This window comes from Flagellimonas sp. HMM57, assembly GCF_021390175.1.
Taxonomy (GTDB): Bacteria; Bacteroidota; Bacteroidia; order Flavobacteriales; family Flavobacteriaceae; genus Flagellimonas.
The window spans coordinates 3,054,146-3,078,224 of the sequence record NZ_CP090004.1 but is presented as its reverse complement, the minus strand read 5'-3'; the positions used below and the strand labels follow the sequence as shown (position 1 = coordinate 3,078,224).

22 protein-coding genes are annotated in these 24,079 nt (G+C 39.2%); 15 read left to right on the top strand and 7 right to left on the bottom strand.

Annotation, left to right across the window (positions count from 1 at the left end):
• Nucleotides 1-2 precede the first annotated feature (2 nt).
• The 8 genes from LV716_RS13720 (at nt 3) to LV716_RS13685 (ending at nt 11,130) form a co-directional block, all read left to right on the top strand.
• A complete protein-coding gene (locus tag LV716_RS13720) occupies nt 3-3,095 on the top strand; it encodes a SusC/RagA family TonB-linked outer membrane protein (RefSeq protein ID WP_163418357.1) in 3,093 nt (1,030 codons plus the stop codon).
• A 10-nt stretch (nt 3,096-3,105) separates the two neighbouring features.
• Entirely contained in the window at nt 3,106-4,416 is a 1,311-nt protein-coding gene (locus LV716_RS13715; RefSeq protein WP_163419460.1) for a RagB/SusD family nutrient uptake outer membrane protein, read from the top strand.
• Between the two features lie 94 nt (nt 4,417-4,510).
• Entirely contained in the window at nt 4,511-6,028 is a 1,518-nt protein-coding gene (locus LV716_RS13710; RefSeq protein WP_163418356.1) for a glycoside hydrolase family 10 protein, read from the top strand.
• 1 nt (nt 6,029) lies between these two features.
• Complete coding sequence (locus LV716_RS13705; RefSeq protein WP_163418355.1) at nt 6,030-6,512, top strand: GNAT family N-acetyltransferase; 483 nt, start codon at nt 6,030-6,032, stop codon at nt 6,510-6,512.
• The gene (locus LV716_RS13700; RefSeq protein ID WP_163418354.1) at nt 6,509-7,789 is read left to right on the top strand and encodes an MFS transporter; all 1,281 of its coding nucleotides are present in this window, start codon (nt 6,509-6,511) and stop codon (nt 7,787-7,789) included. The genes LV716_RS13705 and LV716_RS13700 overlap by 4 nt, the downstream gene beginning before the upstream one ends.
• Nucleotides 7,782-9,392, top strand: coding sequence for a glycoside hydrolase family 3 protein (locus LV716_RS13695; RefSeq protein ID WP_163418353.1), 1,611 nt, complete (start codon nt 7,782-7,784; stop codon nt 9,390-9,392). Before LV716_RS13700 ends, LV716_RS13695 begins: the two co-directional genes overlap by 8 nt.
• A complete protein-coding gene (locus LV716_RS13690) occupies nt 9,389-10,057 on the top strand; it encodes a bifunctional 2-polyprenyl-6-hydroxyphenol methylase/3-demethylubiquinol 3-O-methyltransferase UbiG (protein WP_163418352.1) in 669 nt (222 codons plus the stop codon). The genes LV716_RS13695 and LV716_RS13690 overlap by 4 nt, the downstream gene beginning before the upstream one ends.
• The gene (locus LV716_RS13685) at nt 10,054-11,130 is read left to right on the top strand and encodes an anhydro-N-acetylmuramic acid kinase (RefSeq protein WP_163418351.1); all 1,077 of its coding nucleotides are present in this window, start codon (nt 10,054-10,056) and stop codon (nt 11,128-11,130) included. Before LV716_RS13690 ends, LV716_RS13685 begins: the two co-directional genes overlap by 4 nt.
• A 6-nt stretch (nt 11,131-11,136) precedes the next feature.
• Here the strand turns inward: LV716_RS13685 and LV716_RS13680 are convergent, their stop codons facing one another.
• From LV716_RS13680 to LV716_RS13650, 7 genes are all read right to left on the bottom strand, one after another.
• Nucleotides 11,137-12,351, bottom strand: a complete 1,215-nt coding sequence (locus LV716_RS13680; RefSeq protein WP_163418350.1) for a multidrug effflux MFS transporter — start codon at nt 12,349-12,351, stop codon at nt 11,137-11,139.
• Nucleotides 12,352-12,424: 73 nt separating this feature from the next.
• Complete coding sequence (locus LV716_RS13675) at nt 12,425-12,718, bottom strand: type II toxin-antitoxin system RelE/ParE family toxin (RefSeq protein WP_163418349.1); 294 nt, start codon at nt 12,716-12,718, stop codon at nt 12,425-12,427.
• Complete coding sequence (locus tag LV716_RS13670) at nt 12,705-12,947, bottom strand: type II toxin-antitoxin system ParD family antitoxin (protein WP_163418348.1); 243 nt, start codon at nt 12,945-12,947, stop codon at nt 12,705-12,707. Before LV716_RS13670 ends, LV716_RS13675 begins: the two co-directional genes overlap by 14 nt.
• 102 nt (nt 12,948-13,049) lie before the next feature.
• Complete coding sequence (locus tag LV716_RS13665) at nt 13,050-13,529, bottom strand: hypothetical protein (protein WP_163418347.1); 480 nt, start codon at nt 13,527-13,529, stop codon at nt 13,050-13,052.
• 10 nt (nt 13,530-13,539) lie between these two features.
• The gene (locus tag LV716_RS13660) at nt 13,540-15,081 is read right to left on the bottom strand and encodes an acyl-CoA carboxylase subunit beta (protein WP_163418346.1); all 1,542 of its coding nucleotides are present in this window, start codon (nt 15,079-15,081) and stop codon (nt 13,540-13,542) included.
• Nucleotides 15,082-15,086: 5 nt separating this feature from the next.
• Nucleotides 15,087-16,529: an acetyl-CoA carboxylase biotin carboxylase subunit gene (accC, locus tag LV716_RS13655; protein WP_163418345.1), complete on the bottom strand. Its 1,443-nt coding sequence runs from the start codon at nt 16,527-16,529 to the stop codon at nt 15,087-15,089.
• 7 nt (nt 16,530-16,536) lie between these two features.
• Complete coding sequence (locus LV716_RS13650; protein WP_163418344.1) at nt 16,537-17,022, bottom strand: acetyl-CoA carboxylase biotin carboxyl carrier protein subunit; 486 nt, start codon at nt 17,020-17,022, stop codon at nt 16,537-16,539.
• Nucleotides 17,023-17,216: 194 nt separating this feature from the next.
• Here LV716_RS13650 and udk point away from each other — a divergent pair, with 194 nt between their 5' ends.
• From udk to LV716_RS13615, 7 genes are all read left to right on the top strand, one after another.
• The gene (gene udk, locus LV716_RS13645) at nt 17,217-17,825 is read left to right on the top strand and encodes a uridine kinase (protein ID WP_163418343.1); all 609 of its coding nucleotides are present in this window, start codon (nt 17,217-17,219) and stop codon (nt 17,823-17,825) included.
• A gap of 4 nt (nt 17,826-17,829) precedes the next feature.
• Nucleotides 17,830-18,162, top strand: coding sequence for a septum formation initiator family protein (locus tag LV716_RS13640; RefSeq protein ID WP_163418342.1), 333 nt, complete (start codon nt 17,830-17,832; stop codon nt 18,160-18,162).
• Nucleotides 18,155-19,552: a methylmalonyl-CoA mutase subunit beta gene (locus LV716_RS13635; protein WP_163418341.1), complete on the top strand. Its 1,398-nt coding sequence runs from the start codon at nt 18,155-18,157 to the stop codon at nt 19,550-19,552. Before LV716_RS13640 ends, LV716_RS13635 begins: the two co-directional genes overlap by 8 nt.
• Nucleotides 19,553-19,613: 61 nt before the next feature.
• Entirely contained in the window at nt 19,614-21,611 is a 1,998-nt protein-coding gene (gene scpA / locus LV716_RS13630; RefSeq protein WP_370637530.1) for a methylmalonyl-CoA mutase, read from the top strand.
• 135 nt (nt 21,612-21,746) lie between these two features.
• Nucleotides 21,747-22,520, top strand: a complete 774-nt coding sequence (locus LV716_RS13625) for a ParA family protein (protein WP_163418339.1) — start codon at nt 21,747-21,749, stop codon at nt 22,518-22,520.
• Nucleotides 22,521-23,432 (top strand): ParB/RepB/Spo0J family partition protein, encoded by a 912-nt coding sequence (locus LV716_RS13620; protein ID WP_163418338.1) that lies wholly within the window; start codon nt 22,521-22,523, stop codon nt 23,430-23,432.
• Nucleotides 23,425-24,078, top strand: coding sequence for a DUF5683 domain-containing protein (locus LV716_RS13615; RefSeq protein WP_163418337.1), 654 nt, complete (start codon nt 23,425-23,427; stop codon nt 24,076-24,078). The genes LV716_RS13620 and LV716_RS13615 overlap by 8 nt, the downstream gene beginning before the upstream one ends.
• Nucleotide 24,079: the final 1 nt, after the last annotated feature.

Sequence of the window (24,079 nt, the reverse complement as noted above, 5' to 3'; positions counted from 1 at the left end):
CTATGAAAAAAACCAATTTAAATTTAGGAAGGCTACTGCTTTTCCTGCCTTTATTGATTTTGTTTTGTTCTAGTACCATTTACGGACAAGACAATCAATATGTAGTAACAGGAACAGTGACCGATGCTGCAAACGGAAGTCCAATCCCAGGAGCTTCCGTATTCATTGAAAACACTTCTTTTGGTAGTGTAACGGATTTTGACGGAAATTATAGTTTTGAAGCCACGCTGTCTTCAGGTAGCTACACACTTGTAGCAAGCTATTTAGGATTTTCCTCCTCTAAATCTGAAGTTACTTTTGGTTCCAACAGCGCTGTAAGTACAGATTTCACACTTAAAGAAGATTTATTAAGTCTGGATGAAGTAGTCGTAACTGGCTCAACAGTGGTACAAGAACGAAAAAAATTGGGTAACGCCGTAACTACGGTAAAAAGTGTAGAACTTCTAAAAGCTGACCCAATCAATGTAACCTCTGCGATACAGGGTAAAGTTCCTGGTGCACAGATTACACAAAACTCAGGTGACCCAGCAGGTGGGTTTTCAATTAGGTTGAGAGGTCCCAGTACAATTAGCGGATCTTCAGAACCTTTGTATATAGTCGATGGTGTTATTGCGAGTAACCTAACGACTAACGTCACCAACATTAACGTTAGTGCAGGAGATGCAAGTCCAGGACAGAATAGAATGGTTGACATCAATCCAAATGACATTCAAGATATAAACATTCTAAACGGTTCTGCCGCAGCCGCCATATATGGTTCTCGTGCTTCAAATGGAGTCGTGGTAATCACCACTAAAAGAGGAAGCAATATGGCCGATGGCCCTGAAATCTTCTTTAAAACATCTTTTAATGTCAATCAATTAAGAAAAGAAGTTGATGTTAATTTAAGAGGAGAACAATTTGGAGGAGAAGATGTACGGTTGTGGCCAATTTTTGGTAGAGATGCTGAAGGAAATACCACGCCTTTCGCAAATCTTTTGACCAATAAAGTAGATGTTCAACGCTTTGACTATCAAGATTTAATTTTCCAAACAGGATTGGGTACCGATAATTACTTATCCGTTAGGGATGGAAACGAAAAAATGGGATATGCCGCTTCTGTTGGTTATTTGTCAAATGAAGGGATTATAAAGAACACAAAATATAATAGACTTTCGGCAAGACTCAATTTTAACCATACCGTGAACGATTGGCTCTCTTATAACGTTGGACTTTACTTCATGAACAGTACTTCGGATGAAAAACCTGATGGAAATGTTTTCTGGAGTCCGATTAATTCCGTGAACATTACAAACAATATTTATGATGCAACTCAACGGGATGCAAATGGCAACTTACAAAGTGTAGAACCAACACGAGTGAATCCATTGTCAATTATTGAAGAATTTGACATCACACAGGATGTTACTAGATTCATTCCCAATCTGACCGTCTCTTTAAGACCGACCGATTTTTTGACAATAGATCAGATTTTTGGTATGGACACTTACAAACAAGAAGGTAATATTTCAATTCCTATCTATCCCTATGAGCCTGTAAATGCCGCATACTTTAATCAAGGATTTCAAGGTAATGCTGAGGCGACCGTCTTTAACTGGAATTATGATGTGAATGCAACATTTGACTTCGATATCAACGAGAACATAAATTCACAAACCATAGTAGGATACAACTTCCAATCCAGTAGTGTGGAGGACTCAGGAACCCAAGGACGCGATTTAGATGCGAACGGTGTACCTACAGTTCCTTTGCAACCACAGGAAGGTGATGACCGATTAGATATTTTTGGAGCTTTTATACAAGAAACCCTATCATTCAGCGATAGATACTTTTTAACTTTTGCAGGTAGAATCGATGGAGCCACAAATTTTGACCCTGATAAAAGAACTAACTTTTACCCTAAAGTATCTGGTTCATATGTGTTATCCAGCGAGCCATTCTGGGAAAACTCGGGCATCTCTAATGTAATTAATTCAGCAAGAATCCGTACGTCCTATGGAGAGGCGGGAAATCTAACCGCGGTAGGCCCTTATGCAAGATTTGGAAGATATAATCCAAATGAGTTCCAGGGAACCACCACATTAAACCAATCAAGTGCCCTTGGCAATGAAGGCTTAGAAGTAGAGCGATTGAAGGAATTTGAAATTGGTACGGATTTGAGTTTGTTCGACAACAGGGCTTCCATATTGTTCACCTACTACAATCAGGAAATATCCGACTTAATTGTCCAACGTACATTAGCACCTTCAGAAGGTGGACTTACAAGATTTGATAATGTTGGAAGTATGAAAAATAATGGTTTGGAAATTTACTTGAGAGTAACTCCTATTAAAACAGATAACTTAAAATGGGACTTAAATTTTAATTTCTCCAGAAATAGAAATGAAGTTACTGCAACGACAGGTGGACCAATATCCATAGCGACTGTTAGTGGAGCTCCACCACAGGTAAGAGAAGGTGAACCACTAGGGGTATTTTACGGAACTTATTTCGCAAGAAATGACGATGGTAGCTTACTTTTAACTGAAGATGGTTTACCGCAACAAGAAAGAGGTGATGCCCTAGCGGGAACAATTCAACGAGATGGGGACGGACAACCGACCGGCGATCCGTTAAGAAGGGTAATCGGTGATCCAAACCCAGATTATCTTTTGGGGATAGGCACAGATTTGCAATACAAGCAATTTTCGTTCTCCATGCTATGGGAATCGGTACAAGGCTTTGATGTTTTTGATGCCGATAAACGTACGAGACAAGGTGTTGGTGTAGGTAGATTGGCAGAGCAAGAATTGTCTGGAGAATTACCAAGGGGGTATATTTCTTCAATCTACCCCATACAGGAGTTTAGAATGGAAGACGGTTCGTTTGTAAAACTGCGTGAGGTTTCCTTGGGCTATACATTCCCTGAGCTATTCAAAGGTGTGAAAAATTTCACTGTAGCTTTAAAAGGAAGAAACTTAATTTCTATTGACAACTTTTTTAGTTATGATCCAGAAACAAATGCTGGTGGACAATCGAACTTGTTACGTGCTGTGAATTTTGGAAATGTTCCAATTCCGAGAACTTTTATCTTATCACTAAGTGCAAATTTCTAATATGAAGACAATGAAAAATATCAATAAAATTTTTATAGCGATTACCTTGCTTTTTGTCGTCGTATCCTGTGACAAAGAGTTTATCGACCCAATTAATATCTCTGATCCAGAAGTTGAAGGTAGTGTTGAAAACCTGATTAGGCTAATCAATGGAATTCAGCAACGTTTTAGCACAGATCGTGCGGGCGCCAAGTATACAACCGTTACGGCATCTGGATTAACCGCGGACGAATTAAGACTAATCAATCCAGGTAACTTGGGAGAGGCAGAGCTGACCAATGGAGGTACCGAAATCTCTATCAACAATGGTGTTATTAGAAGTATGTGGGGTGAGATCATGTTGGTTAGAAATGAATCCTTAACTGTACTTGAAAGTGCCGATGTAGCTGCTACAGATGAAGCCGAAGCAAATAGCTTAAAGGCCTATGCCCTATTTTATGAAGCATTGGCCAACGGTACATTGATTCGGTTTTTTGAGCAAGTACCACTATTGACCGAAGCAAATGCTCAGTTCAATACCAGAGCAGAAGTCTTGGCAGATGCCATAGGTGATTTAAATACAGCTCTTGGTTACGCTCAGAGTGGTATCTCCTCATCTGTATCTTCGGGTGTTTTTCAATCTGTGGATTTGGAGAATTCCATTCAGGCACTATTGGCTAGATATCATTTAATGGCAGGTAATTACGCAGAAGCAGTTACGGCTGCAAATGCAGTTGATTTATCTGTGCAGTCAACATGGTCTTATGATGCCGCAGTTCCAAATCCAATTGCTGAAACCTATGGAACGAACAACGTTGTAGAAGCAAAAGACGACCAATTTGGACTACCTGATGATCTATTGCCGAATCCAGCTGATGAACGAATAGACTTTTACGTCACCATTGCGAATGATCCTTCAACCAATGAAGATGCTTTTTTTGCAGTTGGTTTCTTTGATGACAACCTAGATGAAATACCCGTATACCTTCCAGGCGAGATGCTATTAATTGAAGCCGAAGCACAGGCGAGACAAGGTCAAATACCTCAAGCTATTGCAGCACTGGATGAAGTCTTGACCAAAACTGCTGCGGAAGACGTCTTTGGTATCGGGGCAAACCTACCCGCCTACACGGGAGCAGCAACCGAAGAGGCTGTTTTAGAGGAAATATATAGAAACAGACGTATTGAACTTTTTATGACTGGAATGTCCTTAGAGGACAGTAGAAGGTTTAACAGACCTGGTCCAGGTGAAACGGACGCTGAACGTAACAGGAATTTTTACCCCTACCCTGATACGGAAAGAGACAATAATACAAATACACCTGCTGATCCAGCGAATTAAACAGCTTCAGTTTTGAATTAGTTGTTAGTTTTAATTTAATCAAGTGAAAAGGCCTACATTTAGTCCACAAGTAGGCCTTTTTTAGTTACTCTTTATGCGAAGTATTTCTTATGTAATCCTTATACTTTTTTGTCTTTCGTGTGCCACCAACAAGAGGTATACAGTTAATGTGCCCAAAACAGAGTTTCGGGGCGTATGGATTGCTACAGTGGTCAATATTGATTGGCCGAAAAACTCAAAAGATAATGTTGCCAAGCAGAAAAAGGATTTTATTGAAATTCTTGACTTTTATCAAAATTTGAACTTTAATGCGGCCATAGTACAAATACGAACGGCAGGCGATGCATTTTATAAAACGGAACTGGCACCATGGTCCAAATATCTTACGGGAAAAGAAGGCCAGGCACCTACAGACTTTGACAAACCTTTGGAATGGATGATAGCTGAAACCCATAAACGGGGCATGGAATTTCATGCATGGTTAAATCCGTATAGGGCCACTTTTGATTTGGATACACTTGCGCTTTCAAAAACACATGATTATTATCAACACCCAGACTGGATGGTAAAATATGGTAAAAAGTTTTATTACAATCCCGGTTTGCCAGAAGTCCAACAAAAGCTAACAGCTGTGATTGAAGAAATTACAGCAAATTATGAAATTGATGCCATTCATTTTGATGATTACTTTTATCCCTACAAAATACAAGGGGAAACATTCAATGATAGCATTGCATTTCAAACAAACAGATTACCTGATCAGAGTTTAGAAGATTGGCGGCGAAGCAATGTGGATTCTTTGGTCAAAAAAGCACACCAAACCATAAAGAACACAAAACCTTGGGTACAATTTGGTATAAGCCCCTTTGGAGTTTGGAAAAATAAGAATACCGACCCAAAAGGTTCCGATACACAGGCAGGGCAAACCACCTATGAAGACCTTTACGCAGATCCACTCCTATGGTCAGAAAAAGGGTGGTTGGACTATTTGGTGCCACAAATCTATTGGAGCTTGGAACATCCCAAAGCTTCCCATCGTACAATTGCAAATTGGTGGTCCAATACAACAACGAATACCAACCTATATATTGGAAACGGTACTTATAAAATCAAGAACAACCCGGACAAGGCTTGGAACAGAAAAAATGAAATCCCAAAACAACTTTCCTTGGCTAGAGCAAAAACCGAAATTACGGGCAATGTCTTTTTTAGTGCTAAATCGCTTATAGGACAAAACGAAAACGTAACCAATTTGCTAAAACGAAAATTCTACAAATTCCCTATTCAGAATCCAGCAAGTCCAAGAAAAATAAATAGATCGGTCGCTCCCATTAAAATCAAAACGTCTTCATTGGTTGAAAACAAACTTGAAGTTTGCATTTCACATAAAGATAGTATCCCCCGATTCATACACTTTTACACTATCAAAAACAAAGCTGCAATCAATGAAAAATTACTTATCCAAAAAAGGTACCTTTCAGAAAGTGAAAAGGAAAGTTGCTCACAACTGCAATTAACCAAATATCAATTAAAAAATCCTATAGGAGTATCTCTTATTGATGCCCTGGGCAATGAAAGTGAGTTACAATTCATTAATCCAAAGACAGATTAGTATGCAGGATATGCTTGTTAGACTTTTAGATCTACCGGATGTCTCCAATGAAGAAAAACACCTTTTGGAAACTGAAAGTATTGTTTTTAGAAAACCCATAGCTCCAGAAAAAAGCTTAGTAACCGATTGGGTAACATCAAATTTCAGTAAAAATTGGGGTGACGAAGTAAATGTAGCTTTTGCAAGCCTTCCCGTAAACTGTTTTATCGCTCAGCGGGAACAGTCCATTTTAGGCTTTGCCTGTTTTGAGTGCACCTCAAAAAACTTTTTTGGTCCTACCGGTGTACTTACATCCGAAAGGGGAAAAAGTATAGGTAAAATATTATTAATAAAAGCACTTGAAGCGCTTAGGCAGATGGGGTACGGCTATGCCATTATTGGTGGAGTCGGCCCTGCATCCTACTATGAAAAAACCGTAGGTGCCAAAATCATAGAAAAATCGGAAAAGAGCATTTATGAGAATCTATTAAAACAACCTAAATGAGCGCTGAAAAAAAAGATAAAGGTGCGTGGACATGGATACCGTTGCTCTATTTTACACAGGGGATTCCCTATATTTTAGTAGTGACCGTTTCCGTTATCATGTACAAACGCCTTGGGATAGGAAATGCAGAAATTGGTCTTTATACTAGTTGGCTCTACCTTCCTTGGGTCATTAAACCATTGTGGAGCCCCATAGTAGATTTGAACGGGACCAAGCGAAAATGGTTTTTGGCAATGCAATTTGTTGTGGCACTGTCTTTTTTGGGCATTGGACTGTTTCTCCCCTCAAATGCATTCTTTACAATAACATTGGCCTTTTTCTGGATGGCAGCCTTTGCATCCGCTACGAACGATATCGCTTCCGACGGTTACTATATGATCGGTCTAACCCAGAAAAAACAGTCATTTTTTATAGGGTTGCGCAGCACGTTCTACAGGCTTGCTATGGTCACCGGGCAAGGACTTTTGGTCATATTTGCTGGATTCTTGGAAAACAAATATGGTGATAATACCAAAGCATGGTCCATGACCATGATATGTGCTGCTGTTTTAATGATGGTATTGACAATTTCCAACTTTTTTGCAACTCCCAAGTTTGAAGACACTCAAAATATGGCGTTAAAAGACCGTATTGGATTTTTGGAAGTTTTTGCTTCGTTCTTTAGAAAAAAACAAATATGGATGGCGCTATTGTTCATTCTAACTTATCGCTTGGGCGAATCGCAATTGGTAAAAATGGCCTCCCCTTTTTTGTTGGATACTATAGAAGTTGGTGGGCTGGGCTATTCAACAGAAGCCGTGGGAACCATTTACGGAACCGTTGGTATCATTATGCTATCATTAGGTGGAATCATTGGAGGAATTCTGATTTCTAGGGATGGATTAAAAAAATGGATGCTCCCCATGTTGCTAGCACTTAACTTACCGAATATTTTTTATGCCATATTGGCCTATACCCAATCCACAAGTCTATTTGCAGTTGTTGGCACAGTAGTATTGGAACAATTTGGCTATGGGTTTGGGTTTGCAGCCTTTCTCATCTATCTTATTTACATTTCCGAAGGAGTTTCAAAGACCTCACACTATGCCATTGCAACTGGTTTTATGGCCTTGGGAATGATGTTGCCCGGAATGTTGAGTGGGTATATTCAAGAATGGCTAGGCTATGATGGCTTCTTTTTATGGGTGGTCATTGCAGCAATTCCTGCATTTTTAGTACTCACCTTTTTAGAATATCCTGAAGATTATGGTAAAAAATCAAATGTGAGCGATGCTTAACAGATTACCAAGCTACAAAGAAGCAAAAGAAAAGCTTACGCCTAAACAAAAAGTGGGGCAATTGTTTATGCCTGCCGTTTTTATAAACGATAGCGAAGAAGAAATCAACAGTATTGAAAATTTAATACGGACAGACAACATAGGCGCTATTTGTTTTTTTCATAGTCGTGCTAGCGCGGCCACTAACTTTGAGGGCAAGAAGAAGGTAGTTTATAATGAGAACAGTTATGACCGTTTAAAACAACTCATTGACAGGTACCAAAAGGCTGCCAAATTTCCATTACTTGTAGCTATTGACGCAGAATGGGGATTGGCTATGCGGATAGAAAACACAAACCAATTCCCTTATGCGATTACCTTAGGGGCGATTCAAGGAGACAACCAGTTAATTTATGAAATTGGGCGGCAAATAGCGCTAGATTGTATGGAAGCTGGCGTCCATTGGAATCTAGCTCCCGTAGTTGACATTAATAACAATCCTAAGAATCCAGTAATTGGCTATCGGTCTTTTGGCGATGATAAAAAGGAAGTTTTGGCAAAAGCTGAGGTTTATATAAACGGAATGAACAGTATTGGCACTTTAAATGCCATCAAACATTTTCCCGGGCATGGCGATACCGATACAGATTCCCATTTAGGATTACCTATAATCAACAAAACAAAAGAAGATCTTTTTGAAAATGAACTTTATCCTTACAAACAGCTTGTACATAAGAATGTTGATGCCGTTATGGTAGGGCACCTATCGGTTCCCGGATTAGATGATTCTGGAAACCCTTCCACCACCTCATCAAAAATTATTACGGATGTACTACGAACAGCTTTAGGTTTTGAAGGGGTTATCATTTCCGATGCTTTGAACATGCATGCCGTATCCAAAAAATACAATCAAAAGGGGGAACTTGAAGCCAAGGCTTTTGAAGCAGGTATGGATATGATGTGTTTCTCCGAAAACTCAGTAGAAGGCATCGCGAAAATAACAGCTACGGCCACTGAGAAGAATATTGAGGAGAGTTTTGAACGCGTCTGGAAATTGAAGGAAAAAATCTTCTTGAAATCAAATCAAGAAAAACATACTCTAGAACAATCAGCGTCAGAATTGAATGAAAACATAGCACGCAGGAGTATAACCGAACTGTATGGAAATCCAAGAGATATCGAAAGTATCAAACAGAAAAATTTCCTTAATCTATCGTTGGATAATCTATCGGAAAATCATTTTTCATCAAAGATTCAAAAAGAATATGGGCAGACGCACCATTGTTTAAAACTGGCTACAATTGTTGAAATCAAGAAAAAGATATCCGGATATCAGCATATCGTATTGGCACTCTTTCCCCCATCCATCAAACCCAAGAATAAATTCGGAATCACAGAGGAGGTCCTAACCGTTATAATCGAAATGATATCCGAAAAAAATGTTTTGATCTATCTTTTTGGAAATCCATACGTACTAGATATACTCAAATTAAAACCCAATTCAAATGCTGTAGTGGTGTACCAAGATTTTCCAGAGTTCCAACAGGAAGCATTTCGTCATTTTTCAGGTGAGCTTAATGCTGTAGGTAAGCTTCCTGTAACACTGAAAACATTCGATGTATGAAAACAGATATTATCTCATCCTGGGAAAAGAATGCTGCCGAATGGATTAAGGTAATTCAAGGTGACAGTATTCCATCTAGAAAATATACCAACGCCGCTATTCTTGATATAATTTCCAAAATAGCGTGTGAAAAAATTGTAGACGTAGGCTGCGGTGAAGGTTGGCTTACCAGAGAACTTAGCAAATTAGGATTAGATGCAGTAGGTCTTGATGCCATTGAGCAACTATTGGTGGAGGCTAGAAAAAAAGGCAGTGAGGATTACCACACATTCACTTTTGAGGATATTATAGCAGGCAAAACTATTCCTAATGCTCCATTTGATGTTGCAGTTTTTAACTTCTGCCTGTATTTGGGCGAAGACCTTGAAACGCTTTTGAAAAAAACGCTGGATGGGATTTCTGACAACGGGACCCTATTAATTCAAACGCTACATCCTTTTTCTCTTGTACAAAATGGACTACCCTATAAAAGCCAATGGCTATCGGATTCTTGGAAAGGACTTCCAGGTCATTTTAAAGATGGACACGCTTGGTACGCAAGGACTTTTGAGGATTGGACTGCTTTAATGTCCAATCTTAAGAATGTGCGTTTCACCTCAAAAGAAGTCCTAGATGAGGAGCAAAAACCTATTTCATTGATCTTAAAAATCAAAAAAGTAGCATGAAAGTATATAAAGTACTTGGACTAATGTCCGGAACTTCTTTGGATGGGTTGGATTTGGCCTATTGCCATCTTTGGAAAGATGATTCGCATTGGAATTTTGCAATAAAAGACACAACAGAAATCGGATATACCGAAAAGATGCGCGACTATCTTAAAAACGCTATCTACTTATCGGAAGAAGAGCATGCACAGCTGCATAAAGATTATGGAACTTGGTTAGGCGACCAAGCTTCCCGCTTTATTGAAGCACAGCAGTTAGAAGTCGACTTTATATCCAGCCACGGACATACATCGCATCATAGACCGGAAGATGGTATCACCTTTCAATTGGGTGACGGACAATATTTGGCCAATGCATGTGGTAAACAGGTGGTTTGTGATTTTAGGACAAAAGACGTTTCCTTAAAAGGTCAAGGGGCCCCTTTGGTTCCTATTGGCGACCGACTCTTGTTTCATGAATATGATTTCTGCCTGAATCTGGGAGGTATCAGCAATATATCTTTTGAAAAGGATGGAAAACGAATTGCATATGATATTGGATTGGCCAATATGCCCCTAAATTATATTACCGAAAACATGGGGTTTGCTTATGATGAAGGCGGGCAATTAGCAAAAAGCGGAGCTTTGGATAAAGTGCTCTTGAAAAAACTCGATCAATTGGAATACTACCAACTACCCTACCCGAAATCTACGGGGTATGAGTTTTTCACCGAACAGGTGGTTCCCTTAATTTCAGCTTCTAAGGCTTCCGATATTGATCTGCTCCATACTTTCATACACCACAATTGTGAGCAAATAGCCAATGAAGTACACAAATATGCAACAAAGGAGCATCATAAACTTTTTGTGGCAGGTGGTGGAGCCTTTAACCTGTTCTTTATGGAAACGTTGAGAGAAAAACTTGGAACAACGGTAGAAGTGATTGTTCCAAATAAACAATTGATTGCTTTTAAAGAAGCATTGGTCTTTGCATTAATGGGGGTTTTACGTTTAGAAGAAAAAACAAATGTGCTCAGCTCTGTAACCGGTGCAAGTCAAGATTCTTCGAGTGGCTCAATCTTTTATCCCGAATAATTGTTTTTATGATTTTGATGTCACCAATCTCTTGGTCTTTTTTATCATCATAAATATCGCTAGTGAAGCAAATCCACAGAGTGCCAAACCTATAAAAAGGGGCAAAACCCTATCTTCAACAAAATTCCCGATAAAAGACGCAATGGGCACCGAAATAACAGTGGACACAAAACCGTTGATTGCCGCTCCTATTCCCGCAATATGACCAATGGGTTCCATTGCAATAGATCGAAAATTGCCCCACATAAAGCCTAGGCAAAAGAATTGTAAAAATAGAAATATAACTAAAATGAATACACTGGGATTTGGAGAACCCCAGAATAAAAGCACGAACAACGTAGCGTTACCACAAAAAGCGATAAGTGCCATAAACGACAATTTGCGCATACCGAAACGAAGTACCAGCTTACCGTTGGAAAATGTAGAAAGTCCTATAGAAACAGACAACCCGGCAAAAATGTACGGAAATGTATCCTTCAAATTGTACAGGTCTTCAAAAATATGTTGCGATGCACTTAAATACACCAAAAAAGCTCCTGTTACCAATCCCGAGACAAAAGTGAATGCAACCGTTTCACGATACCGTAAAAACTCCTTCAATCCATCGGTGAACATATGGGTGGTTATCGGAATCTTATATTCTGGACGTAACGTTTCTGGTTGACGTTTCCAAAACCATACTCCAACTAAGAACGTGCAGCCCAATTGCATATAAAAAATAGCTTGCCAATTAAATGCATCCAGAATAACTTTCCCAATGGCAGGTGCAACAATCGGAACCAAAATAAAAAACGCGGTTACAAAAGACATGACCCGTGCCATATAATCACCTTTGTACGTATCACGGATAATAGCAATTGCGATAGTTCTTGCAGTGGACAAACCTATTCCTTGAAGTATTCTGCCAAAAACCATCCATTCCAAACTTGGAGCTACGATACAAATAACGCTGGCAATACCAAATACCAGCATTCCCAAATACACTACAGGTTTTCTTCCATAACAATCTGAAAGTGGGCCAAAAAATAACTGCCCTACGCCCAAACCAAGAAAAATCATGGTGATGAGCATTTGGTTATCCGTAGCATCCGTACTTTTTATGGCCTCTCCAATATTTGGGATTGCCGGTAACAAAGCATCTATGGAAAGTGCCACGATCGACATCAATGCAGCCATTAATGCGATAAATTCAAAGTTAGGCTTCTGATTTTCTTTTTGCATGATGCAAAACTAGGTATACCCTAGCGAGTGGTGAAGCTTTTTTAGATAGTATTTATAAAGTTCTTTTTAACTGTTATAAATGTTCAATGAAGTTCATTCGCTTGCCTAAAACTCGTACTACGTAGATTTCATTATTATCATCAAATTGAAAAAAGACTACATGTGCTTTGAAATTATAGTATTTTAATGCGTTGGAAATAAAAGTTGCATCTTTTGCGAGTTCTTGCCTATTGGAAAGTTCTAGCAAAAACTTCTCGAGTTCATGCAAATATGTTGTTGCTTGGTTCTGCCCAAAATACTTAATACCATATTTATAGATTCCGACCAAGTCGTATTGGGCTCTTGTAGATAGGCTATAACTTGCCATTATCTACTTTCGCTATAATCTCACTTATCTTTAAGGGACTTTTACCACTTTGCAGACCTTCATCAATCGCATTTTTAAGCTCCAAAAGTTTCATGTTCTGTTGCTGATCTTTTCTAACTAAATCACGAATGTATTCGCTATCATTAGTAAAGTCACCATTTTTTACCCTAAGTTTTATCCAGTTGTCCTGTTGATTTGTAAAAGTGATTGATTTTCTAATTGTATCCATACGAATATCATATATGGTGCAATATAGTAAATATTCGCACCATATGAAGTATATATCATGTATTTGAACAAAAATGCCTACACTTCTACAATCTTTAAAAAACTATAAAAGATCAATAGAAATATGTTCTTTATGATTGATTTTATCCAAATCAAACTTACCATACTGCCCGTTTAACGGGGGGAGTTCCAAAAATTTAGTGACGTATTGTTCCAGAAGAAAACTTTTTACATGCTCAGGGTCATCAAAAAGACTGACCCAAATCTTTATCTTCAGGTCGTTGATATCAAAGGTATCCTTGATTCGATAAAATTTCTTGCTAAACGTTTGATGTCCTTTGTTTATCGAAATATTTCGCCGATTATAAAACACTTCAAAAATTGTTTTTTGGAAAGAACTTACCCTATCCAAGATCACGTCAGCTTTACCAATGTAGAGTATCCCGTTTTCATCTTTTCCTTTGAGCCTTGTTACTCTTCTTGGCATGCCGTCCTTGCACCAGATAAGGCCAAAACACCCTTTACTTTTCTGTGTAGAAAAATCAAGGATTTTGGTCGGATCAGAATCAATATTGATTACCATCTTACATTAGCTACAAAGGTATATTGCCGTGCTTCTTTTTTGGAACTTGCACTTCTTTATTCGCCAACATGGCAAAAGCCTTTAATAATTTGCGCCTTGTATCTTCTGGCAATATAACCTCGTCTATGAAACCGCGTCTTGCCGCACGGTATGGATTGGCAAACTTATCAGCATATTCCGCTTCTTTTTCTGCCAATTTTTCGGTAGGATTCTCTGCCGAGGCAATTTCCCTCCTAAAAATAATTTCGCTTGCCCCTTTGGCACCCATTACAGCAATTTCCGCATTGGGCCATGCAAAATTGAAATCTGCACCGATATGCTTGGAGTTCATAACGTCATAGGCACCACCATAAGCTTTTCTGGTAATGACCGTAATTCTTGGAACAGTAGCTTCACTAAGGGCATATAAAAGTTTTGCTCCGTGCATAATAATCCCTTCCCATTCTTGATCTGTTCCCGGTAAAAATCCTGGCACATCGACCAATACCAATAATGGAATATTAAATGCATCGCAAAATCTAGTAAAACGCGCTGCTTTTCTGGAGCTCTTTACGCCCAATACTCCTGCCAAAAACATGGGTTGGTTGGCTATGATACCAACACTCCTTCCACCCAATCTTGCGAAACCTACAATAATATTTTCCGCATAGTCTTTATGAATTTCATAAAATGAGTCTTCATCGATAATCCCATCGATAACGTCGTGCATATCGTAGGGTTTATTGGGATTGTCGGGTACAATTCCTGAAAGTTGTTCTCGTATCTCATCTCCCAGTTCATATGGTTTTAGTTTGGGAGTTTCAGAACTATTTTGAGGTAAATAATCCAACAATTTTCGAATATCGTTCAAACAGGCAGCATCATTGGAAGAGGTTTTATGGGCCACCCCGGATTTAATGGCATGTGTACTGGCACCGCCCAGCTCTTCTGAGGTCACCGTTTCATTGGTTACCGTTTTTACCACATTTGGACCTGTAACGAACATGTAGCTGGTCTCTTCTACCATCACAATAAAATCTGTCATGGCCGGAGAATAGACTGCACCACCAGCACATGGACCCATTACGGCAGATATCTGTGGGATTGCTCCCGAAGCTTGTACATTTCTGTAAAATATATCGGCATAACCGCCCAGCGACTTTACACCCTCCTGAATACGGGCACCACCAGAATCATTCAATCCAATGATTGGTGCTCCTACCTTCATGGCCAAATCCATCACCTTGCAAATCTTTTCTGCATGGGTTTCGGACAGAGCTCCACCAAAAACCGTAAAGTCTTGCGCATAAACATAAACCAGTCGCCCATTTATAGTTCCGTAACCGGTTACGACCCCATCGCCATAATACACTTCCTTGTCCATACCAAAGTCAGTGGTACGGTGGGTTACCAAGATTCCCATTTCCTCAAAAGAGCCTTCGTCCAATAGGTAGTCTATACGTTCTCTTGCTGTTAATTTTTTCTTTTGGTGCTGCTTTTCAATCCGTTTTTCACCACCTCCCAAGTGGGCTTCGGCTATCTTATCCTTTAAAATTTTTATTTTGGAATCCATACGAATCAGTTTGTCGGTAATTTTATAATTTTTTGGTCTTCTAGATATTGTTGCAGTGCGACCATGGCCGCTATTTTTGCTTCTTCAGTATTCTTTTGTTTAAGAATTTCTGGGGAATAATAATCTTTTACAAAATGTGTATCAAAATTTCCAGACCTGAATGCTTCGTGCTCCATAACAAACGTACCGAAAGGCAGTGTAGTTTGGACGCCTTTGATCTTGTAATCCTTTATAGCGTCCAACATGAGTTCAATAGCTTCCTCACGGGTTCTACCATAGGTTGTTAATTTTGAAAGCATGGGATCATAGTAAATCGGAATATCCATTCCTTCTTCAAAACCGTTATCTACACGTATTCCCTCGCCTTCAGGAAGTTCATAGACTTCCAGCGTACCAACACTGGGAAGAAAATCGTTTAAGGGGTCTTCGGCATATACACGCAATTCCATGGCATGGCCGTTTATTTTTAAATCTTCTTGTTTTAAGGATAGTTCTTCTCCCCTAGCTACTTTTATCTGTAATTCCACTAAATCAACGCCAGAGATAAGTTCGGTAACGGGATGCTCTACCTGTAATCTGGTATTCATTTCCAAAAAGTAGAAATTTAAATCGGCATCCATCAAAAATTCTACGGTTCCCGCCCCAACATAATCACATGCTTTGGCCACTTTAGTCGCAGCTACCCCCATAACTTCTCGTAACTCTGGAGTCAAAACCGATGATGGGGCTTCTTCTACAACCTTTTGGTGACGCCTTTGGATACTACATTCCCGTTCAAAAAAGTGCAACACATTTCCATGGGTATCGGCCATTACTTGAATTTCTACGTGTCTTGGGGAGGTAACATATTTCTCCACAAAAACAGAACCGTCACCAAATGCAGATGTGGCCTCACTTATGGCACGCTCCATTTGAGATTCCAAGTCCTCTTCCTTGTCAACGACTCGCATGCCCTTTCCACCACCACCTGCAGAAGCTTTGATCAAGACGGGATATCCTATCTCGTTGGCAATTTCTTTGGCTTTTGAAACATCGGTAATGGCCTCATCTATGCCTGGTACCATAGGAATATCGTAGGCCTTTACTGCTTCTTTGGCAGCTAGCTTACTCCCCATTACGCGAATTGCTTTGGATTTTGGACCAATAAAGGTGAGCCCATTTTTTTCAACAGCCTCTGCAAAATCTGCATTTTCACTTAAAAACCCGTAGCCCGGATGGATTCCATCAACATTTAACTTTAGGGCAACCTCAATAATTTTGTCTCCTAATAGATATGATTTGTTGGAAGGTGCTTCACCTATACAGACAGCTTCATCTGCAAACCGCACATGAGGTGCGTTTCTATCCACTTCAGAAAATACGGCTACGGTACGTATTCCCATTTTTTTTGCAGTCTTCATGACCCGTACCGCGATTTCACCACGATTTGCAACCAATATTTTTTTCATAGTTGACCTATTCAAATTCAATCAATAATTGTTTTTTCTCTACAGCTTCACCTTGGGTAACGGCTATGTTTTTAATAACACCGTTTCTTGGTGACGTAATGCTATTTTCCATTTTCATGGCTTCGAGCACCAACAGTTGTTCATCCTCTTTTACCTCGTCACCCTGCTTAACAGATATATCCAAAATGAGCCCTGGCATTGGTGCTGAAATAGAATCTATATTTTTAGCGCCATTGGTCGCAAAACCCATTTTATTGATAAGCTCATCCAAAGGTGTCTGTATGAACGCCCGACACTCACTACCGTTTATTTTAACAGTATAGGATTTGTTGTTGAAGTCTGCATTTACAATCTGAATGTGGTAAGACACACCATCTTTTAATAAATGGTACTCGTCTTCTCCGGTTTTAAACATGTCCAAAGAAGAAATTTCGTCTTCTGAAAATTGAAAATCAAAATTTTCATTGACCTTGATTACATAGGGATTTTCCATAAAAATTATTGCCTTAGGTTATCTAGATAAATATAAGATTAAAGCCTTAATACCAGACAAAACTAGTATGATAAACTTTTGTGAATTATGATATTAGTCATTCATTTTTTTAACAACACTCGCTAACTATGCACTTGATTTTGGCGAACAGAAAAATCTTATCAAATGCTTATTTTTGAGATTTAAACAATATTATGCTGATTTTAGGAATTGCAGGGGGTACAGGTTGTGGAAAAACCACAGTAGTAAATCAAATAGTACAGGAACTTCCAGAGAATGAGGTAGGTGTTATTTCGCAGGATTCCTATTATAATGACCTTTCTCATATGGATAAGGAGGAACGTGGAAAAGTAAATTTTGACCACCCCAATTCCATAGACTTTGACTTATTGATATCACATCTTAAACAACTAAGACAGGGTAAATCCATACATAAACCCATATATTCTTTTGTTGAAGAAACACGATTGGGGGAAACTATTTTGACCCAACCAAGAAAAGTTATGATCGTAGAAGGTATTTTGGTGTTGAGCAATCCAGAATTACGAAAAATGTTCGATATAAAAATCTACGTACATGCTGATTCTGACGAACGCTTAATAAGAAGATTGCAAAGGGATATACGAGAACGTGGCCACGATTTGGAAAAAGCGTTGACAAGGTATCAAACCGCAGTAAAACCCATGCATCAACAATTTATAGAACCCTCAAAAGAGTTTGCGGACATCATTATTCCCAATAACCACTACAATACCGTTGCGGTCGATATGGTGCGAACTATTATAAACGACAGGTTAAACTGAGGGTATGGGACTAAAAAATCTAAAACAAAAAAAATGGTTCAAGGTCATGACAAACATGTATGTCCTGGTATTGACAATTTTTGTGATTTGGATGACTTTTTTTGATACTAACTCCCTGATGATTCATTTAGAACTTCGAAATGAAGTCAAGAAACTGGAAAAGCAAAAAGATTTTTTGCAAGGAGAAATCGAAAAAGACAAAGAAATACTTAAAAAACTATCCAGTAAAAGCGAGCTAGAAAAATTCGCCCGTGAAAAATACTACATGAAAAAAGAAAACGAAGAAATTTTCTTAATCGAATACGAGGATAGCCTAAAGACCAAAAAAAATGATTAAAGAAGATTTATTCAGCGAATTTCCAGAAGTTTCGGCCAAACAATGGAAGCAGAAAATCCAAGTAGATCTAAAAGGGGCAGATTACACGAAAACATTGGTTTGGGAATCTTTGGAAGGTGTAAAAGTAAAGCCCTTTTATAGTGTCGAGGATTTGGAAGGACTAAAGACCTTTAAACTACCTAATGATCATCACTGGAGCGTTGCACAATCCATTTATGCAGGTGACTCCAAAAAAGCGAACACCAAGGCGATTACCAGCATAGCCAAAGGAACTGAGAGCATCTTGTTCACGATTCCCAATGATAATGTTGACTTTGAAATACTTTTCTCCAATATTGATTTAGAGAGCATACCAATTCATTTGGAGTTTCAATTTTTGGATAGTGTTATAGTAAGAAAATTACTGGTTTTTTTAAACGGAAAAAAGGCAACGATACATCTTAACTTTGATATTATCGGTAATCTTTCTAGAACTGGAAATTGGTTTCATAATCTTGAAGAAGACCATACTCTTTTAGAGAATATTTACAACCTTGCTTTAAAGAATGGAAATATTAGTTCCATTGCCGTTGATACTTCATTGTACCAAAATTCTGGTGCCAATGCAGTGCAACAATTGGCCTATGGATTGGCCCACGCCAATGAGTATCTAAATTACTTTCAAAATAACGACTTAACCAAAGCAGAAAAATCGCAGCCTATTATTTTTAAAGTTTCAGTAAGTGGTAACTACTTCTTTGAAATAGCAAAATTAAGAGCGTTACGATGGCTCTGGAAAAGCATTTCGGAAACTTACGATATAAGCGATGATTGCCATATTTTGGCAATTCCGTCCAAGCGCAACAAAACATTGTACGATTATAATGTAAATATGCTTCGTACCACATCAGAATACATGTCTGCCATCCTAGGTGGCGCAGATACTGTTTTGAGTTTACCTTATGATGCCATTTATCATAAGGACAACGAATTTGCGGAACGCATTGCACGAAATCAATTATTACTATTAAAAGAAGAAAGCTATTTTGACCAAGCTTCAAAAGTAGCGGAGGGTTCTTATTATGTAGAAGTCTTAACGCATCAATTGGCAGAAAAAGCCTTGGAACTCTTTAAACAGATTGAAAACTCTGGCGGCTTTTTAAATGAACTTAAAAAAGGAAACATTCAAAGAAAAGTAAAAGAGAGTGCTGCAAAGGAAGAGCAGCTCTTTGAAAAAAAGCAGACTACACTGGTAGGAACCAATAAGTTCGAAAATCTAGATGATAAAATGAAGGATAGCCTAGACCTCTACCCTTTCGTTAAAATTAAACCTAGAAAAACAATCATAGAGCCTATCGTTGAGAAACGATTAGCGGAAGCATTGGAACAAAAAAGATTAAGCGATGAGTAGAAAAAAATTTGAAAATCTCGAATTAACATCTTCCAGTAATGGACAGATAAAGAAGAACTCCATGAACTTTGCGGCAGGAATTGCGCCTTTTCTTCGTGGGCCCTACTCCACCATGTATGTCCGCAGGCCATGGACAATTCGTCAATATGCCGGTTTTTCCACAGCGGAGGAAAGCAACGCGTTTTATAGAAGAAATTTGGAGGCTGGTCAAAAAGGGCTTTCCGTAGCCTTTGACCTTCCTACCCATAGAGGTTATGATAGTGACAACGAACGTGTGGTGGGCGATGTAGGAAAAGCAGGGGTTGCCATTGATTCCGTTGAAGATATGAAAGTTTTGTTCGATGGAATCCCATTGGATAAAATGTCCGTTTCCATGACGATGAACGGAGCAGTGCTCCCAATAATGGCTTTTTACATTGTAGCTGCGGAAGAACAAGGGGTAACCAAAGAAAAACTCTCGGGAACTATACAGAATGATATTCTTAAAGAATTCATGGTAAGGAATACCTATATCTACCCTCCAACACCATCCATGCAATTGGTCGCCGATATTTTTGAGTATACCAGCAAGTATATGCCAAAATTCAACAGTATCAGTATATCCGGTTATCACATGCACGAAGCAGGAGCACCTGCCGCCCTTGAACTTGCCTATACACTTGCTGATGGCATAGAATATATTAGAACCGGATTAAAAGCTGGTCTTAAAATCGATGATTTTGCCCCTAGGCTTTCTTTTTTCTGGGGAATTGGCATGAATCACTTTACAGAGATTGCCAAAATGAGGGCAGGTCGCTTGCTTTGGGCCAAGCTTTTGAAAAAATTCCACCCGAAAAATGAAAAATCATCCATGTTGCGGACCCATAGTCAGACCAGTGGTTGGAGCCTAACGGAACAAGACCCTTTTAACAATGTAGCACGAACAACCATTGAAGCAATGGCAGCCACTTTTGGAGGTACCCAAAGTTTGCATACCAATGCCCTGGATGAAGCAATAGCGTTACCAACCGACTTTTCTGCTAGAATTGCCAGGAACACTCAAATTTATTTGCAGCAAGAGACCCACATTACCAAAACTGTAGATCCTTGGGCAGGAAGTTATGTTGTTGAAAACCTTACCAAAGAAATAGCGGAAGAAGCTTGGCAACTTTTGGAAGAGGTAGAAGAGCTCGGGGGCATGACCAAAGCTATTGAGGCAGGGATACCAAAAATGAGAATTGAAGAAGCTGCTGCTAGAAAACAAGCCCGTATCGATAGCGGACAAGACACCATAGTGGGGGTAAATAAGTATCGTTTACAAGATGAGGACGATCTTCAAATTTTGGAAGTGGACAATGACAAAGTGCGCAAACAACAGGTCGCTCAGATAGAACACATTAAATCGACCAGAAACGAACCTGCTGTGCAGGAGATCTTGTCCCAGATTACCTTAACATCCAAGAAAGCTAAAGAAAACGAAACCGAGCGTGAAAATTTATTAGCTTTAGCGGTGAAAGCAGCAAGAGCGCGTGCAACCTTAGGAGAGATCAGCGATGCGATGGAAGAGATTTTTGGACGTTACCGCGCTAAAATTCAATCATTTACAGGAGTGTATTCCAAAGAAATCAAAAACGACAAAAGCTTTGATAAGGCCAGAAAGATGGCCGACGACTTTGCCGTAGAAGAAGGTAGGCGACCCAGAATCATGATTGCAAAAATGGGTCAGGATGGCCATGACCGGGGTGCTAAAGTAGTGGCCACCGGATACGCCGACCTTGGTTTTGACGTGGATATCGGACCACTCTTTCAAACTCCCACCGAGGTTGCCAAACAAGCTGTTGAAAACGATGTTCATGTCTTGGGAATTTCATCTTTGGCAGGTGGGCATAAAACACTGGTACCAGAAGTGGTAAAAGAGTTGAAAAACTATGGCAGGGAAGACATCATGGTCATTGTTGGAGGGGTCATTCCTAAACAAGATTATGAACATTTGCTTAAGCACGGTGCCGTTGCAGTATTTGGCCCTGGCACAAAAATCAGTAGTGCAGCTATAGAAATCTTAAAAATTCTGATGGACTAACTCTTGTTAATACCCTTAAAGCTAAAACTTTAACGTTCTTTAACGCCCTATGTTAAGGTTATCCAATGCCTGTTAACAAAATACATTTTTTAGCATCTTAAATAATTGTATTTTTAACCTCTAACTTACTATGAAATGGGCAAGATAATTGCTATTGCAAATCAGAAGGGTGGCGTAGGAAAGACAACCACTACCGTTAACCTCGCTGCCTCACTTGGTGTATTGGAAAAAAGGGTGCTGCTTATTGATGCAGATCCCCAAGCCAATGCCACTTCTGGCTTGGGTGTTGATGTGGACAGTGTAGAGAAGGGTACTTACCAATTACTTGAACATACGATGGCCGTTGATGAAGTTATTATACCAACGGATTCTCCAAATGTTGATTTGATTCCGGCGCATATTGATTTGGTCGCCATTGAAATTGAATTGGTCGATAAGGACAATAGGGAATATATGTTGAAAGAAGCTTTAAAAAGCTTGGGAGACAAATATGATTTCATATTGATAGATTGCGCTCCATCTTTAGGCTTGCTTACCTTGAATGCACTAACAGCTGCAGATTCAGTCATGATCCCCATTCAATGTGAATATTTTGCTTTGGAAGGTCTTGGCAAGTTGTTGAATACCATAAAAAGCGTTCAAAAAATACATAATAACGATTTGGATATTGAAGGAATGCTCCTAACCATGTTCGATTCCAGATTACGTCTTTCCAACCAAGTTGTGGAAGAAGTCAAAAAGCATTTTGCAGATATGGTCTTCGATACCATAATCCAAAGAAATGTGAGACTGAGCGAAGCACCCAGCTATGGGGAAAGCATTATAAAATATGACGCCAGTAGTAAAGGTGCTACCAATTACCTAAATCTGGCCAATGAAGTATTGAAGAAAAACAAGGAAAAAGTTTAGATGGCGAAAGCAACAAAAAAACAGGCTTTGGGAAGAGGCCTGTCAGCCCTGTTAAAAGACCCCGAAAATGACATCCAATCAGTTTCGGATAAAAATGCGGATAAGGTAATAGGTAATGTAGTCGAACTGGAAATAGATGCTATAGAGGTAAATCCCTTTCAGCCCCGTTCCAACTTTAACGACGAAGCACTAAAAGAACTTGCCAGTTCAATACGGGAACTGGGAATCATACAGCCTATTACGGTTAGAAAACTTGATTTTAATAAGTTTCAATTAGTTTCTGGAGAGCGACGGTTTCGCGCTTCAAAATTAGTGGGGCTAAAGACCATTCCTGCTTACATACGTATTGCCAATGACCAAGAATCCTTGGAAATGGCATTGGTAGAAAACATTCAGCGTCAAGATTTAGACCCTATTGAAATTGCACTTTCGTACCAAAGGCTCATCGATGAAATTCAGGTTACACAAGAAAAGCTTAGTGACCGGGTGGGGAAAAAACGCTCTACCATCACCAATTATTTACGCTTGCTCAAACTGCATCCCATTATTCAAACAGGAATGCGGGACGGTTTTGTAAGCATGGGGCATGGAAGAGCTCTTGTAAATATTGATAAGAAAAAAGACCAAATCAATATCTATGAAAAAGTGGTCTCGGACGGACTTTCTGTTCGGGAAACTGAGCGTTTGGTCAAGACTTACAAAGAATCAAATGATGGAATAGATTCTAAAAAAAGCGAAGGAACTAGCAAAAGTGTTCCAAACTATGTTACCAAAGGAGCAGAACTCTTAAAAGAACATCTTTCAGCAAAAGTGGATATTACCACTTCCCAAAACGGCAAAGGTAAAATTGTGATTCCTTTTCATTCCAAGGAAGAATTTCAGCGTTTAAGAAAATTATTGACAGGTGAGTAAGAACATATTTTTTCTACTTTTTTCTTTTCTGTTTCTAAATTTAGCTTTCTGTCAGGAAGAAGAGGAAACCGCCCCTCATCCCCAAGAGATTGACTCTTTGGCACAAGGCTTGGAAGGGGAAGGGATTATCATCCAAGAAGTTACGTATGAAAAAAAGAGAATAAATCCACTTGCTCCCAGCAAAGCTGCATTTTATTCAGCAATACTTCCAGGGTTGGGCCAAGTCTACAACAAGCGGTACTGGAAGGTTCCTATCGTACTAGGTGCCATTGGTACAGGCGTTTATGTGTATTCCTTTAACAATACGGAATACAATCGCGCAAGGGACGCATTTAAAAGAAGACTTGCTGGTTTTACAGACGATGAGTTTTATGACATAAATAACGACAATGCCGTTGGTTCAGCTCCCGATATCTCAGATGAGGCATTACAAAACGCCCAAGAGAGCTCGCAACGTGATCGGGATTTAGCATTATTGATTTCAATAGCACTATATGTTTTGAATATTGTTGATGCGAATGTAGATGCGCATTTAAAACAGTATAATGTCGATGATAATCTATCTGTAGATTTTCAACCTTCTTTGAACTTCAACCCTATCACCAATAGACCAAACTATGGGATGGCACTGGTCGTAAAATTTTAGC

Excerpts from the sequence above, each read along its gene's own strand:
- LV716_RS13625 (WP_163418339.1), top strand. The coding sequence starts at position 21,747 with ATGGGCAAGATAATTGCTATTGCAAATCAGAAGGGTGGCGTAGGAAAG.
- LV716_RS13675 (WP_163418349.1), bottom strand. The coding sequence starts at position 12,718 with ATGGCAAGTTATAGCCTATCTACAAGAGCCCAATACGACTTGGTCGGA.
- accC (WP_163418345.1), bottom strand. The coding sequence starts at position 16,529 with ATGAAAAAAATATTGGTTGCAAATCGTGGTGAAATCGCGGTACGGGTC.
- LV716_RS13680 (WP_163418350.1), bottom strand. The coding sequence starts at position 12,351 with ATGCAAAAAGAAAATCAGAAGCCTAACTTTGAATTTATCGCATTAATG.
- udk (WP_163418343.1), top strand. The coding sequence starts at position 17,217 with ATGCTGATTTTAGGAATTGCAGGGGGTACAGGTTGTGGAAAAACCACA.
- LV716_RS13690 (WP_163418352.1), top strand. The coding sequence starts at position 9,389 with ATGAAAACAGATATTATCTCATCCTGGGAAAAGAATGCTGCCGAATGG.
- scpA (WP_370637530.1), top strand. The coding sequence starts at position 19,614 with ATGAACTTTGCGGCAGGAATTGCGCCTTTTCTTCGTGGGCCCTACTCC.
- LV716_RS13635 (WP_163418341.1), top strand. The coding sequence starts at position 18,155 with ATGATTAAAGAAGATTTATTCAGCGAATTTCCAGAAGTTTCGGCCAAA.
- LV716_RS13685 (WP_163418351.1), top strand. The coding sequence starts at position 10,054 with ATGAAAGTATATAAAGTACTTGGACTAATGTCCGGAACTTCTTTGGAT.
- LV716_RS13640 (WP_163418342.1), top strand. The coding sequence starts at position 17,830 with ATGGGACTAAAAAATCTAAAACAAAAAAAATGGTTCAAGGTCATGACA.
- LV716_RS13715 (WP_163419460.1), top strand. The coding sequence starts at position 3,106 with ATGAAAAATATCAATAAAATTTTTATAGCGATTACCTTGCTTTTTGTC.
- LV716_RS13705 (WP_163418355.1), top strand. The coding sequence starts at position 6,030 with ATGCAGGATATGCTTGTTAGACTTTTAGATCTACCGGATGTCTCCAAT.
- LV716_RS13665 (WP_163418347.1), bottom strand. The coding sequence starts at position 13,529 with ATGGTAATCAATATTGATTCTGATCCGACCAAAATCCTTGATTTTTCT.
- LV716_RS13620 (WP_163418338.1), top strand. The coding sequence starts at position 22,521 with ATGGCGAAAGCAACAAAAAAACAGGCTTTGGGAAGAGGCCTGTCAGCC.
- LV716_RS13650 (WP_163418344.1), bottom strand. The coding sequence starts at position 17,022 with ATGGAAAATCCCTATGTAATCAAGGTCAATGAAAATTTTGATTTTCAA.
- LV716_RS13670 (WP_163418348.1), bottom strand. The coding sequence starts at position 12,947 with ATGGATACAATTAGAAAATCAATCACTTTTACAAATCAACAGGACAAC.
- LV716_RS13700 (WP_163418354.1), top strand. The coding sequence starts at position 6,509 with ATGAGCGCTGAAAAAAAAGATAAAGGTGCGTGGACATGGATACCGTTG.
- LV716_RS13695 (WP_163418353.1), top strand. The coding sequence starts at position 7,782 with ATGCTTAACAGATTACCAAGCTACAAAGAAGCAAAAGAAAAGCTTACG.
- LV716_RS13710 (WP_163418356.1), top strand. The coding sequence starts at position 4,511 with ATGCGAAGTATTTCTTATGTAATCCTTATACTTTTTTGTCTTTCGTGT.
- LV716_RS13720 (WP_163418357.1), top strand. The coding sequence starts at position 3 with ATGAAAAAAACCAATTTAAATTTAGGAAGGCTACTGCTTTTCCTGCCT.
- LV716_RS13660 (WP_163418346.1), bottom strand. The coding sequence starts at position 15,081 with ATGGATTCCAAAATAAAAATTTTAAAGGATAAGATAGCCGAAGCCCAC.